Origin of the sequence: Prevotella sp. oral taxon 317 str. F0108, from assembly GCF_000162415.1 — a bacterium.
In the GTDB taxonomy this organism is placed as follows: Bacteria; Bacteroidota; Bacteroidia; order Bacteroidales; family Bacteroidaceae; genus Prevotella; species Prevotella conceptionensis.
This window is the reverse complement of sequence record NZ_GG740074.1, coordinates 440644-455599: the sequence shown is the minus strand read 5'-3', so window position 1 is coordinate 455599 and position 14956 is coordinate 440644. Positions and strand designations below refer to the sequence as shown.

Here is a 14956-nt window from a genome sequence, read left to right as displayed (position 1 = left end):
AAAGAAGAAAAGATATATAAGGATATGAAAGATTTGAAGAGAAATATTGCCATCGTATGCGGTGGCAACTCGTCTGAACACGAAGTGTCGTTGCGCTCGGCGCGGGGCTTGTACTCGTTCTTTGATAAAGACAAGTACAACGTTTACATCGTAGACATCGAAAGGATGAATTGGAAAGTGGACCTCGGTAACGGCGAAAAGGCCACTATCGACAAGAACAACTTCTCCTTTGAGCACGAAGGCACGCACGTGTTCTTTGATTATGCCTACATCACCATTCACGGAACGCCGGGCGAAAACGGCATCATGCAGGGCTATTTCGAGCTTATCGACATGCCTTACTCTACTAGTGGCGTGTTGGTTGAGGCACTAACATTCGACAAATACGTGCTAAACAACTACCTACGTGGCTTTGGAGTGAACGTGGCCAAGAGTATTTTGGTGCGTCGCGGTCAAGAGTATGGCATCGACGAACGAGCCGTTGAGGAACAATTGGGCATGCCCTGCTTTGTGAAACCTGCTGCCGACGGATCTAGTTTCGGCGTGTCGAAGGTGAAGAACGTAGACCAATTGGCCCCAGCATTGCGCAAAGCACTGATGGAAGACGACTCCGCCGTGATTGAATCCTTCCTCGATGGCACCGAAATTTCGGTGGGATGCTATCGCGTAAAGGGCGAAACGAAGGTGCTGCCAGCAACAGAAGTGGTGAGCCACAACGAGTTTTTCGACTACGATGCGAAGTATAACGGACAGGTGGAAGAGATTACGCCTGCTCGCATTGCCGACGAAACGGCGCGCAGGGTGGCCGACGAAACGGCGCGCATCTACGAACTGCTAGGCTGCAACGGCATTATCCGCATCGACTATATCCTAACCAAGGAACCCGACGGGACGGATAAGATAAACCTCATTGAGGTGAACACCACGCCTGGAATGACGCCCACTAGCTTTATTCCACAGCAAGTGCGCGCCGCTGGAATGGAAATGAAAGACGTGTTGAGCGACATTGTGGAGAACCAATTCTAACCCCCTTGTCGCGCTGACACGCCCAAAACGTATAATTTCGACAGCCTCGCTCCCCACGTAAGAATGTTTAGTTTAATTTTATAGAATGGCTAGGTAGCGATGTGAATCGCTTTTCAGTTACTTTGTTTAGGGGGAGTAGAGGCTGTCATCTTATCATCTACATAACATGCAATCCAATAACTATCTAGAGAAATTCGCAACCATTCGGCCTTTTGATGCCGAAGAGCTGCCCGCCGCTTTCGACCGACTTTTGGCCGATAAGCAGTTCGAGTCTGTGATAACTTACATCTTTCCGCAGCTGCCTTTCTCGCTTTTCGCGCAACAACTGCGTGCTTGCAAAACCAGTCTTGAAGTGCAAAAGACCTTTGCCTACCCCTTTTTGGCAAACCTGTTGGCCAAAGCAAGCAGTGGTGGGAGCATGGATAGTACGGCCATCGACAGCCAACGCCGCTACACCTTTTTAAGTAATCACCGCGACATTGTGCTCGATTCGGCTTTCTTAGCCAAGTTCCTTATCGACAACGGCTTCTCTACCACATGCGAAATAGCCATTGGCGACAACCTGCTTTCCCTGCCGTGGGTGAGGGATTTGGTGCGCGTAAACAAGTCGTTTATCGTAGAACGCAACCTGCCTATCCGCCAAATGCTGGCGTCTAGCAAGTTGTTGTCGGAGTATATGCACTACGCCATCAACGAGAAGAACGAGAACGTATGGATTGCACAACGCGAAGGGCGGGCGAAAGACTCTAACGACCGCACCCAAGAGGCCGTGTTGAAGATGATGGCCATTGGTGGCGAGGGCGACATTGTTGACCGATTGGCCGACTTGCACATTGTGCCGCTGGCCATTTCGTACGAGTACGACCCCTGCGATTTCCTTAAAGCCAAGGAAATGCAGCAGAAACGCGATACGCCCGACTTTAAGAAGAGTGCACAAGACGATGTGCTGAGCATGCAAACGGGTATTGTTGGTTACAAGGGGGCTATTCATTACCATTGCGCACCGTGCATAGACGGTTTCCTCTCTACGTTGGATCGCGACATGCCCAAAGGCGACTTGTTTGCTGCTGTGGCCCAACACATCGACCAAGAGATTTATCGTAACTATCGTATTTACCCCGGAAACCACGTTGCGCTGTATCTACTTACGGGCGAAAAGGGTGCAGACAACGCCTTTACAGCCGAAGAGCAGGCCACGTTCGAGAAGTATTTGGAGGGTCAGATGGCTAAAATAACCCTTCCGCAGAAGGATGAAACGTTCTTGCGGCAGCGTATGCTTGAGATGTATGCCAACCCCTTGATTAACCAACGCTCCGTATGATGAACGCTCGTAAAGTCATATCGCCACTCGCACGCTTGTTCCTAGGTGGGGTTTCCGTGGTTGTGCTTGTTGCGCTTACCACCCTTTCGGCGTGCGAGACCGATAGTTACGACACGGGCGATGGTAGTAATTCGTACTTGAAGGCCCACTTCGCAGAGGCTCACACCACAGCCAATGCCAAGCTTGCCTTTGCCGTAACGGATGATGGAGACACGCTCCGATTTCCCCCGAACACATCAAATAAGGCGTTGGCAAAGGCCGATAGCGTTTATCGCGTGCTGTATTATTACGACCAACGCGGGGCAAACGTCAACCCCAGGAGTATTGTTCCCATCCCAGTTGTTTCGCTTTCAGACAGCACGACGTGGCCCACCGACCCCGTAACGTTCGAGAGTGCATGGGTTAGTAAGAACAGAAAGTACTTCAACATAGGCTTTGCCTTGAAGGTAGGGCGAACAGACGAGCCCGATAGAAAGCAGCGAATAGGGGTTGTTCGCGACTCGTTAGTTACTACCGCAGCTGGCGAACACATCTTATATATGCACCTTGCGCATGGTCAGAATGGTGTTCCGCAGTATTATTCGCAACGCGTGTACATCAGTGTACCCATTAAAAAACTTCCTGCCAACACTCGTTTCGTGTTTCGAGTGAAGGATTATCAAAGGATGATTACGGTGGAAAGGGGAGGATAGAATGAGGAGTTTATTCGAGGAGTTAAGGAGTTAGGGAGTTAAGGAGTTAAGCCAATAGCTTGGTTAAACAACGAGGCTCGAAACAACTAAGGCTGCGACTTACTAACAAGATGGTCATCCCCTGTGCAACAACGCATACGGCTTAACTCCCTAACTCCCCACGATAGTTATCCTCTGTTCAACAACGCATTTGGCTTAACTCCCTAACTCCCTAACTCCCTAACTCCCCACGATAGTTATCCTCTGTTCAACAACGCATTTGGCTTAACTCCTTAACTCCCTAACTCCTTAACTTCCCAAATGTACTCCCTAACTCCCCACGATAGTTATCCTCTGTTCAACAACGCATTTGGCTTAACTCCTTAACTCCCTAACTCCTTAACTCCTTATAAACTCAACATCATGCTTACCAAACAAGTAAACGGTAAAGGTCCTCAATGGGGCAACAATTGTTATTTCTCTGAGAACGCCACCATTGTGGGCGACGTCACTATGGGCGACGACTGTTCGGTGTGGTTCTGTGCTGTACTTCGTGCCGATGTAGACGGAATACGCATCGGCAATCGCGTAAACATACAAGACGGAGCATGCGTACACCAGTCGCATGGCACGCCCGTAGTGATAGAAGACGACGTGTCAGTGGGACACAACGCCACTGTTCACGGCTGCATTCTTCGTCGCGGCTGCCTTATTGGCATGGGCGCAACGGTGCTAGATGCCGCCGAAGTGGGCGAAGGAGCAGTGGTTGCGGCTGGTGCTGTGGTGCTGCAAGGCACGAAGATAGGTGCAAACGAGCTGTGGGCAGGCGTTCCTGCCAAGCTGATTAAGCGCACTGCGCCCGGCCAAGCCGAAGAGTTCGCCCAGCATTATATGGAGATAAAGAAATGGTATTAAGGTTTATGCGATTGATTAGCCAGCCCTTTTGGCTTTCATGGTATCTTTAATGTCACTGGTGTTACTAGCTTATCTAGGTAAGCCGCTATGTCTCGGTTGCCTAAATAAGCTAGTTTAATTTTGTAAAGTCAAGCCAATTACCTTTTATCGTCCTCTCTCCAACGGCTTTGTAGCCTCTTTCAACCATACCAGATGTTCGCGGTCTAGATGTGGAGCAAGCGTGGTGTACACCATGCGATGGTAGTCGTTGAGCCACGTAACCTCTTCTGCCGAGAGCATGGAAAGAACAATAGGCGCGGTGTCGATGGGGCAAAGCGTTAGCGAAGTGAACTGCAAGAACTCGCCAAAGGCCGTTGAACGATAGGGAATAGTGAGCAAGGTGTTCTCTATCCTGATGCCATACTCGCCCTCGATATATAGCCCAGGCTCGTCGGTAATGGTCATTCCGGCGTGGAAAGGCGCAGGCCGCCATTGCATTCTAACTTGATGTGGCCCCTCGTGTACGTTGAGATAGGCCCCAACACCATGACCCGTGCCATGCAAAAAGTTCATACCCTCGCGCCAAAGCGGTAAGCGTGCCGTGGCATCTAGCTGCGTGCCCGTTGCGCCATCGGGGAATTTCAGCATCGCAAAGTTGATAAATCCCTTTAACACCAGCGTGTAGGCCGTGCGTTGTTCGGGTGTTGTTTCGCCCAAAGCGATGGTTCGCGTGATGTCGGTCGTGCCGTCTTGGTATTGCGCGCCGCTGTCGATGAGCACCAGTCCGCGCGGTTTTACGGGAATATCCGTTTCGGGTGTGGCCTCGTAATGCACGATAGCCCCATGCGCTTCGTAGCCAACGATGGTTTCGAACGACTTTCCGCGGAACAGCGGTTGTTCAGCTCTGAACGACGTTAGTTTCTCGTCCAGACTGATTTCCGTTTCTGTTCCGCCCTCCACGGCAGGTTTCAGCCACTTCAAAAACTTCACCATCGCGATGCCGTCTTTCAGCATCGCGTTGCGAAAGCCCCGTATTTCGGCATCGTTTTTCACCGCTTTCAGGGCAGGGACAGGCGAGGGCAGCGTTATAATCTCTTGGCACGTAACCTTCTGCGCAAGCGTATAGTTGGTTGTGTTGGGGTCTAGCAAGATGTTATATTCGGCATAACGGGCAAGTCCCTTATCCACATCGGCGTATTCGGCCACCTCAATCTGCTGCGATTTAAGATACGCTTTCACCTCTTCTCCCAGTTTCTCCTTATTAATATATAAGGTAGAACGGTTTTGCTCGATAAGCAAATAGGCCACGAACACAGGATTGCACTGCACGTCAGAGCCGCGAAGGTTAAGTGTCCACGCCACATCGTCGAGGGTGCTAACCAGCGTTCCGTCGGCATGTACGGCGCGCAAGGCTTTCCGTATGCGTTCTATCTTGTGTCGTGTTTCTTCGCCAGCCAGTTCCAAAGGCTGCAATTCAACGCTGTTGGTGGGTATTTCGGGGCGGTCGGTCCATATCGTTTTCAGTGGGTCGATGTTGGTTCTAAGGGTCAGTCCGCCTAGTTTTCTCAGCTCTACTTTTAGCGCATTCACCTCGCTCAAGGTGTTAACCATGCCGTCTAGTGCCACTTCGGTGTTGTCGGTATGTCGCAACTTGTCGGCCAGCCACTCGGCAACACTTGGCGTTTGCGGCAATCCGTCCTTCATCAACTTAAACCCTGTGCCTTGTAATTGCTCTTCGGCGGCGATGAAGTAGCGCGAGTCGGTCCACACGGCGGCATCGTCGAGCGTCACCACTGCCGTGCCGGCCGAGCCGTTGAACCCCGAAATCCATTCGCGACCTTTCCAATGTTCGGGTACATATTCGCCCGAATGCGGGTCGGTACTGGGAAAGATAAAGGCCGCCAAATGTTCTCTGCGCATCAGTTGGCGCAAGGCGTCAAGTCGTTGTTCGATTGTTTTCATATCTAGTGCTTTTGGTTTTTGTCATGTTATACGAGTTGTATTTCGCCCCCGTTTACATGTCGTGTTCCGTCGAGGGGCATGTCGCGGGGAGTGTGCCCGTATGTTGTTGGCTCGGTGCTAAGTTATGAAATAAAAATGAAAAACATGGCCTTCGCCACCACTTTTGTCAGCCATAAGTAACAAAAAGCACGTACGTTTTAAAATTATAACAAATTAAAGGCCGTGTAAGATGCCTGCCTTACCATTTTTTTTGCTACCTTTGCCCTAACAATGCAACGAAGTTACTTTAATCAAAAATCAAATATAATTATGGAATTTCTAACAGATGAGAAACTAGTTATTGTCGGTGCAGCCGGCATGATTGGTTCCAACATGGCCCAAACAGCCGCCATGCTTGGCCTAACCCCCAACATTTGCCTGTACGATGTGTACGAACCAGGATTGGCAGGTGTTACCGAAGAAATGCGCCACTGCGGTTTCGAGGATGTGAACTTCACCTACACCACCGATGTTAAGGAGGCTTTAAAAGGTGCCAAGTACATCATTTCGTCGGGTGGAGCTCCCCGTAAAGAGGGCATGACCCGCGAAGACCTGCTCAAAGGCAACGCCACCGTGGCCGAACAGCTGGGTAAAGACATCAAGGCTTACTGCCCCGACGTAAAGCATGTGGTTATTATCTTCAACCCCGCAGACATCACGGGCTTGGTAACGCTCATCTGGTCGGGCCTGAAACCCTCACAAGTATCAACGCTTGCAGCCCTCGACTCCATCCGTTTGCAAAGCGAATTGGCTAAGCACTTCGGTGTTCCTCAGAGCGAAGTTACGGGTTGCCGCACCTACGGAGGCCACGGCGAGGCGATGGCTGTGTTTGCATCTACCGCCAAAGTGCAAGGCACGCCGCTGCTCGACCTTATCGGTACGCCGAAACTGAGTGCCGAAAAATGGGCCGAAATCAAGCAGAAGACGGTTCAAGGTGGTTCGAACATCATCAAACTTCGTGGCCGCAGCTCGTTCCAAAGCCCAGCTTACGTATCGGTTAAGATGATTGAGGCCGCCATGGGTGGCGAAGAATTTGCATGGCCCGCAGGTCGCTACGTGTCGTTTGCCGGCATCGACCACATCATGATGGCTATGGAAGTGAGCATCACCGAGAAGGGTTCTGCCTACGAAGAGGTTGTTGGCACGCCCGAGGAAATGGCCGAATTGAAGAAGAGCTACGACCACTTGGTGAAGATGCGCGAAGAGGTTATCGCCCTTGGCGTACTTCCTCCCGTAGAGAAGTGGGGCGAAATCAACCCCAACTTGAAGTAAGTTAGGGCTGAAAAGCTAAAAACACGCATCCCCCAACGCACCATAAGTGCGCTTGGGGGATGTTTTTTGTTTGGGCACATCCTAAAAGGTGAAAAGGTGAAAGGGTGAAAGGGTGAAAGGGTGAAAAGGTGAAAGGGTGAAAAGGTGAAAAGGTGAAAAGGTGAAAGGGTGAAAAGGTGAAAAGATGGCTGCGCCCACCACTCTTATTAACTTGTCCGACCAGTCTGACCAGTCCGACCAGTCCGACTAGAAGAACTAAATAAACTAGCCCCGCTAACTTAATTAACCCAATGTCTGAAACTCATTAAACCGCCTGCTACCATCTCGTTTTTGTCTGCTTTTCCGCATATATTTTGACACTATGGCTGCCCTTTTTATCCACCACTTCACCCGCTTGGCCCAAAAAATCGATTCTCGCGAAGGTTTGTTTTGATGCAAAAAGGGGGTAGCTTGTGAATACGATGAAATGAATTTTTATTTAAAAAGACCGCTGTTTGCACCCCGTTTCGGGCGTTTTGCCGCTAAATGCACTGCGTTTTGGTGCTAAATACACTGCGTTTTGCTGCTAAATGCACTGCGTTTTGGTGCAAAATACACTGCGTTTTGGTGCAAAATGCACTGCGTTTTGGTGCAAAACACCAGGCAAAATGGTGCTAAACGCAAGGTGAGAAGCATGATTATCCACAGCAATGGTATAAATAAAACCTTTCAGTAACATTAAAAACATGGCCGAAAAGGGCAAAATAGTGGTTAAAAAGTGGAATTTTAGGGGTTAAAAGCGTGTATTTGGGCTTGAAAAATTACGAGCCGTTAAGCAAAATAGAAAGGCTAAAAGGTACAAAATGCAGGTCTTTTTCTTAAAATTGAACATGCCGGGAGGAGCGAAAGGCTAAAAATTGGGGCGATTTGCCTACTTTTGGGCCTATATTCTCGCTAGAACGGCTCGAAAATTAGAGCGGTATTGTAAAATAAAAGATAACAATTTATAGTCAAACAAAATTGAATTTAGAATGCCACAAATACAGCGTAGGCAAACGATACACCTACTTTTAATCTGCGTAAAGCCTTGTTAATGCCATGATGTACACGCGTTGCATTCTTCTATCAGCTATTTTCCAAAAGCAATTCTGTTTGACTATAAGTTTTTAAGTTGGTGAGGTGGAAAGCTGGTGAGTTGGAGGTGTTTTGAGCTTTTCAGTTGATGAGCTGGTGGCTTTTTGAGTTGATGAGTTGGTGAGTTGATGAATTGGTGGGTTGATTTGTCCTCTACTTCGTGTGTAAGAAGGGTGTTTATCTTGTGTTGGCATAACAGAGATAACAAACACCTCTTAAATGATAGAAACATAAAAAGTCAAGACGACTTCAGTGCCTATATTGGAAAGGTGGAGGGGGAAAAAGGTCGGGATGCACCGTAACATTACCCAAATTGTTAAAAAGAAAATGTGATAATGCAAGAAAGTATTAGATATTGATAATATAGTGCACAATGATTTACTATATTATTCTTAACTTTGTGCACATGATAATCCACCAATTATTGCCAAATTATGACAAAATGTATGCTGTTGCAACCATTTTATTCCTTGTGGAGCTAAATCAATAGCAAATTGAATGGTTGCCCGTAAAACAGCCCTGCTTTGCCTAATCCTTGCAATGGGTGTAAAGACGTATTAACAGTAACAATATATTTACCTATATAGACAAATGAGAAAACATACATTATTACCGGCTCTGTTGTTTGTAGCCGTAGCCTTGCACGCTGTGGTGCGGACAAATTTCCCTACGGACAACACGCGCGCAAAACGTAAAAAGGTGACCGTAACAAAGCAGGCACAAACCGCAAACGCAGATACCGTTATGCGCAACATCGCCCTGTCGAAAGACATTGATGTGAGTGCGTCGGCATTCGTCAACCAGAATGAGGCGCCCGAGAAGGCTTGCGATGGGGACGTGCGAACCAAATGGTGCGACAACAGTTCGCCAAACAAGTGGTTGCTTTACGACCTTCAGAAAGATTACAACGTGCGTAAGGTTTGCCTGATATGGGAACATGGGGACCCCAACAACATATATAAGGTGCAAACAAGTGTCGACGGACAACACTGGACCGACCGAATAACGGAGACAACAAATACCCAAAACCAACGTGTTTACGATGTGGATTGGAAAGGTGTGCGCTTAGTTCGTTTCCTTGTGCCCGAAGAGGCCAAAGACGACGCTGTGCGCTTGATGGAGTTCCAGGTGTGGACTAGGGGCGCAGGGCAGCCCTCGCGCATCGAGCCGATAGGCAAATGGGGTGCTATGGTTAAGCCACGCTATCTGCATACGGAGGGTAAGAAAAAGATATACGCACTGATGTCGTTTGTAGACAACAGGGTGGGCGTTATCGATGCCAACGGTAGCAACTGCGTTATTGGTCCGCAAATGCCGTTCGGCTCCATCAATCCGTCGCCCCAAACACCCGAAGGCGAACACGACGGCTATGCGCCTAATCAGCCAATACGCGGTTTTGGACAGCTGCACGTTAGTGGAACGGGATGGGGAAAATATGGCCATTTCTTGCTTTCGCCACAAGTGGGGCTCAGCATTGGCGAAACCGAACACGACTCGCCGGCAAGCGACGAAGTGGCCAAACCCAACTATTATAGGGCAAGGTTAGACAGGTATGGCATCGTTGCCGAACTTACGCCAACCGAACATGCCGCCATTTACCGTTTCACTTTCCCACAAACGCCCGAGGCGAACATCGCCATGGACGTAACCCACAGTCTTACCCGCGACATTGCCAAATATATCGGCGGAACAGTTAAGGCAAACAGCGTGAGCATAGACAGTGACGAAGGCGACAGATTTTCGGGTATGATTGAATACGAGGGTGGTTTCAGCGGTGGTTTTTACAAGTTGTATTTCACCGCGCAGCTAGACAAAAAGCCCCGAACGTTCGGCGTTTGGAAAAACGGGACACTGCAACAAGGTGCCAAGAAGGCCCAACTAACCCAAGGAGAAGACCGCATAGGCAGCTACTTTACATACTACACGAACAACGGCGAGGCGGTTAAACTCAAGATAGCCATATCGTTTAACAGTGTTGAGCAGGCCAAGAAGTATCTTGCCGCCGAAATTCCGGGATGGGATTTCGAGGCAACGAAGAAACGCGGCGAGGACAAGTGGAACCGCATATTGAGCGACATCGTTGTAGACGAAGCCCCAGCCGTGAGGATGAAACAATTTTATTCGGCCTTGTATCACTGCTTGCTGATGCCCCGAAACCGCACCAACGAGTTCCCCGCATTCGGCAACAAGGAACTGTGGGACGACCATTTCGCCGTGTGGGATACGTGGCGTACGCTCTTCCCGCTGCTCACCATCATCGAGCCCGACGTGGTTGGACGTAACGTTCAGGCCTTCGTTAATCGCTGGAAGGTGAACGGAAAGGTGAAAGACGCCTATATCGCAGGTAACGATATGGCCGAAGAACAAGGTGGAAACGATGTAGACAACATCGTGGCCGACGCTATTATTAAAGACATTAAGGGCTTTGACAAGGCTGAGGCTTACAAGTACTTGAAGTTCAGTGCCGACCACGAGCGCCGTGCAGCGCCGTTAATGGTGGGCGAAAAGGGGTTGGGCCAAAACGATACGCTGTTCTATCGGCAGAACGGATGGCTCCCCGGTGGCGTGATGGCCCAATCAACAGCCTTGGAATACTCCTATAACGACTACTGTGTGGCATTGGCAGCCAAGAAATTGGGTCACGAATGCGACTACAAGAAATATCTGGAACGCTCGAAACGCTGGGTGAACATGTGGAACGCCGACTTGGAAAGCAAGGGCTTTAAGGGCTTTATTTGCCCCAGAGACAAAGACGGAAAGTGGATAGACATAGATGCCACCTACTTTTGGGGCTCGTGGAAACGCTATTTTTATGAAGCCAACGCTTGGACTTATTCTTTCTTCGTGCCCCACGATATAGACAAACTCATCGAATTGAATGGTGGCAAAGAGCAGTTTGCCAAGAAACTGGACTACGGTTTCAGAAACAGCCTGTTGGAGTTGGCCAATGAGCCATCGTTCCTTACGGCGCGCCTCTTCAATCATGCCGGGCGGATGGACCTCACTTGCTATTGGGTGAACCACGTGTTGGAAAACCTTTTCGGCGAATATTCCATGCCCGGCAACGACGATAGCGGTGCCATGTCTTCGTGGTGGCTTTTCTCGGCTATGGGTTTCTTCCCCAACGCAGGGCAAAACATCTACTATCTCAATTCGCCCTTGTTTAAACGGGTTACCATACAACGGCCAAACGGCAACATCGAGATAAGCGCGCCCAACCGCACCGACAAAAACATCTATATAAAAGAGGTGAAGGTGAACGGCAAAACCTGCACCGACGGCATCATTACTTATGACGACCTGAAGAACGGGGCAACCATAAGGTACGAACTAACGAAGTGAACATCGAATAACAATTAATATTTAAACAACATGAAACATTTCCTTTTGACGTTGGGCTTTATGCTCACGCTCGGTGTGCTTTCGGCATTCGGGCAACAAACGGGTAACAAGCTTTGGCTTAAAGCCTCGAAAGTGCTGCTTCCCACTGGCGGCAAAGTGTCGTTTGAGGTAGAAGGCACCAATCCGTCTGCCACCTACAAGTACAAGTGGACTTTACCCAAACAGTTTAAGAAATTGTCTGAAAGGGGCAATAAAGTGGTGGTGAAAATCCCCGATGAAGGTAATTACGAGGTGAAGGTGTTTGTGGAAAGCAACGATGAGAGCGACGACGTAGAACTGAAAACCAACGTAGAAGTATCGAACAGCAAAAAGATAGAGCTGCTGAGTGTTGGCAAGAAGGTTGTGTCGTGTAGCGGCAACGTGGGCGACGAAAGGCCCGATTGGCTCTTTGATGGTACCGCCGACCCCGACAATTACAGCAAGAAATGGTGTGCCGAGGGAAAGAAAGAACACGAAGTGGTGGTAGACTTAGGGCAAACATGCCAAATCTATCGCTTGAAATTCTACGACTGCCGTACCAAAGAGACCGATTACGACAACATCCAAAACTTTAAACTCTTTGTGAGCGACAACCAAACCGACTGGACTTTGGCCCTAAGCGAGACGGGGAACAACGATAACGTGAAAGACATTACCTTTGCTCCCGTAAAGGGAAGATACGTGAAATTCGTGGCCTACGACCCGAACAAAGACTTCACCATCCGCGTTTGGGAACTGGAACTGTATGGCGTAAAATAGTAAATGGCGCGGTAAGGGGGCGCCTTATGGTGCTGCATGGTTCTCTTCTTGTTCCTCCCCAAAGAACGTTTAGCCTTTCCACTTTGCCAAAAGAGCCGTGCCGGCGATTTTCAATACTCGCCAAGGCAACGTTCGAACAAGTTTGGCATTGTCTCCTTTGGCTTAACGAAAACGTCGAACTATTGCGGCGTCCGGCGCACCTTTACCCCCTCCCTTACAAACAGGTGGCTTATGCTTAAACCAGTAAGATTTTGGGTATGCCTGGTTCTTATCTTGGGCATGCCAAGGGTGTTTTTTGCCCAAGACAAGACACCCTATCAGCTTGTAAACCCCTTTATAGGCACGGGCAACGAGGGCAACTGTTTCCCTGGTGCCCAGGCTCCGTTCGGCATGCTGTCGTTAAGTCCTAACAACACGTTCGACAATTACGAAGATGCCGCATCGCGTCCGGGTTACAAATATTTCCGGAACGAGATAAACGGCTTTGGGCTGACACATTATAGCGGTGTGGGTTGCCATGCCATGCAAGACTTGCAGTTTATGCCCGTTGCGGGAACACTCGACAAATCGCCCGTGAACGACAAGCATGCATACGTGTCGCGGTTCTCGCACGAACGCGAAAAGGCAATGCCTGGCTATTATTCCGTTACGCTCGACGATTACCATGTGGATGCGAAGTTCGCTGCTACGGTACACGCTGCCATCGGCGAAATTACCTATCGTGGCGACCAAGAGGCACATCTGGTGTTCGCTCCTACCAATTGCGCCAATGGCATTGGCGATGGAGAACTGCACATCGAGTCGACAGCCATGACCGTAACGGGGTGGGTTTCGACGGGCGGATTTTGTTGGCGAGACCCCAAAGACCGTCCTTACCGCGTGTTTTTTGTGGCTAAGTTCAACACCAAGTTCAGCAGCTACGGCGTGTGGAAAGGCAAGGCCAAGGCCGAAGGGGCCTCTAACGTGGCAGGAGACGACGTGGGCGCATACGTGTCGTTTGGAAAGTTGAATGGAAAGGCTGTGAAAATGAAGGTGGCCATCTCGTATGTGAGTATCGATAACGCCCGCAAAAACCTGCAAGAAGAGATAAGCTGTTGGGAGTTTGAGGACGTTTGCCGCGCAACGAAATCGCAATGGGAGCGCATGTTGTCGCGCCTGACCGTAGAAGGAGGCAGCGAAAGTCAACGGCAGGCATTTTACACCGCCGTTTACCACAACCTTTTGCACCCCAACGTGTACAGTGACGTGAACGGCGACTACATGGGATTTGACGATAAAGTGCATCGTGTGGCCAATGGAAGGAAACAATATGCCAACTTCTCGCTGTGGGACACCTATCGCACAACCGCCACATTGCAGGCCCTAATCGCACCCGATGAGGCTTCGGACATGGCCCAATCGCTGTTACTTGATGCCGAGCAAGGAGGGGCTTATCCCAATTGGAGCATGAACAACGTTGAATATGGGGTGATGAATGGCTACTCAACGTTCCCCTTCATTGCCAATCTCTATGCCTTTGGGGCACGGAACTTCGACCTGCAAGCAACCAAAGAGATGATGAAACGCGTGTCGGTGAAACACATTAAGTGTAAAGGTTTCCACGGTTGGGAGCACGTTGAAGACTACATGACGTATGGATACGTGCCCGTAGATAGGCATGGGCATGGCGCATCGATGACCCTTGAATATGCTATCGACGACTTTTCTATTGCCCAGATATGCAAGGCTGCCGGCGACGAGGCTGCATACAACTATTATATGAATCGTTCGCAAAGTTTCGAAAAACTATTTGATGAAGAAACGCGACTGATAAGGCCGAGAAACGCCGACGGCAGTTTCCTAACGCCTTTCGCACCCAACATGGAGAAAGGCTTTAACGAAGGTAATGCCATGCAGTATTTCTGGAGCGTTCCGCATAACGTAGATGCCTTGACAGACTTTTGTGGAGGTAAGGATGCAATGGAGAAACGGCTCGACACGTTTACGTCGCAAGTGAAGTGCGGTTGGGCACCCGATGTTCCATATTATTGGTTGGGCAACGAACCTTGCTTTGGGAGTGTCTACGTGTACAACTTCTTAGGCAAGGCATGGAAAAGTCAACGGATGGTGCGAAACGTCCTCAATCGGTTCGACGATACGCCTAACGGGCTCCCCGGCGATGACGATGCCGGTGCAATGTCGGCCTTATACGTATTCTCGGCTATGGGATTGTATCCCTACATCCCGGGCATTGGAGGCTTTGTGGTGACAGGTCCGCTGTTCACTAAGGTTCAGTTGCAGCTCAAGGGGGGCAAAACGCTCACTCTTATTGGTGAAAACGCAGGCAATGATGCCCCTTACATACAGCGTTTGCAAGTAGACGGGCGCGAAACAACATCCACGTGGTTAGACTGGGACAAACTGAAACATGGCGCAAGGCTGAACTTCGTGATGGGTAAAGGGCCCAACAAACAATGGGGAGCGACAGAGAAAGACGTTCCGCCGTCTTATTATTAAGGTGGGATGGGCAAGCAAACGC

9 protein-coding genes are annotated in these 14956 nt (G+C 49.6%); 8 read left to right on the top strand and 1 reads right to left on the bottom strand.

Annotated features, from left to right (window positions below; translation table 11 throughout):
• The first annotated feature begins 24 nt into the window (after positions 1-24).
• The 4 genes from HMPREF0670_RS11240 to HMPREF0670_RS11225 all read left to right on the top strand — a co-directional run bounded on the left by HMPREF0670_RS11240 (position 25) and on the right by HMPREF0670_RS11225 (position 3933).
• Entirely contained in the window at positions 25-1026 is a 1002-nt protein-coding gene (locus HMPREF0670_RS11240) for a D-alanine--D-alanine ligase (RefSeq protein ID WP_044078168.1), read from the top strand.
• Positions 1027-1192: 166 nt separating this feature from the next.
• Entirely contained in the window at positions 1193-2347 is a 1155-nt protein-coding gene (locus HMPREF0670_RS11235) for a 1-acyl-sn-glycerol-3-phosphate acyltransferase (RefSeq protein WP_009231270.1), read from the top strand.
• Positions 2344-3039: a hypothetical protein gene (locus tag HMPREF0670_RS11230; protein ID WP_232213911.1), complete on the top strand. Its 696-nt coding sequence runs from the start codon at positions 2344-2346 to the stop codon at positions 3037-3039. Before HMPREF0670_RS11235 ends, HMPREF0670_RS11230 begins: the two co-directional genes overlap by 4 nt.
• A gap of 402 nt (positions 3040-3441) precedes the next feature.
• Positions 3442-3933 (top strand): gamma carbonic anhydrase family protein, encoded by a 492-nt coding sequence (locus HMPREF0670_RS11225; RefSeq protein ID WP_009231268.1) that lies wholly within the window; start codon positions 3442-3444, stop codon positions 3931-3933.
• A 144-nt stretch (positions 3934-4077) separates the two neighbouring features.
• Here the strand turns inward: HMPREF0670_RS11225 and HMPREF0670_RS11220 are convergent, their stop codons facing one another.
• Positions 4078-5874: an aminopeptidase P family protein gene (locus HMPREF0670_RS11220; protein WP_009231267.1), complete on the bottom strand. Its 1797-nt coding sequence runs from the start codon at positions 5872-5874 to the stop codon at positions 4078-4080.
• Between the two features lie 309 nt (positions 5875-6183).
• Here HMPREF0670_RS11220 and HMPREF0670_RS11215 point away from each other — a divergent pair, with 309 nt between their 5' ends.
• The 4 genes from HMPREF0670_RS11215 to HMPREF0670_RS11200 all read left to right on the top strand — a co-directional run bounded on the left by HMPREF0670_RS11215 (position 6184) and on the right by HMPREF0670_RS11200 (position 14934).
• Positions 6184-7185, top strand: coding sequence for a malate dehydrogenase (locus HMPREF0670_RS11215; RefSeq protein WP_009231266.1), 1002 nt, complete (start codon positions 6184-6186; stop codon positions 7183-7185).
• Positions 7186-8889: 1704 nt separating this feature from the next.
• Complete coding sequence (locus tag HMPREF0670_RS11210) at positions 8890-11640, top strand: GH92 family glycosyl hydrolase (protein WP_009231265.1); 2751 nt, start codon at positions 8890-8892, stop codon at positions 11638-11640.
• Positions 11641-11670: 30 nt separating this feature from the next.
• Positions 11671-12438 carry a discoidin domain-containing protein gene (locus HMPREF0670_RS11205; protein ID WP_009231264.1) on the top strand — a complete coding sequence of 256 codons (768 nt, stop codon included), beginning with the start codon at positions 11671-11673 and terminating at the stop codon, positions 12436-12438.
• A 231-nt stretch (positions 12439-12669) separates the two neighbouring features.
• The gene (locus HMPREF0670_RS11200) at positions 12670-14934 is read left to right on the top strand and encodes a GH92 family glycosyl hydrolase (RefSeq protein ID WP_044078211.1); all 2265 of its coding nucleotides are present in this window, start codon (positions 12670-12672) and stop codon (positions 14932-14934) included.
• The last annotated feature ends 22 nt before the right edge of the window (positions 14935-14956 follow it).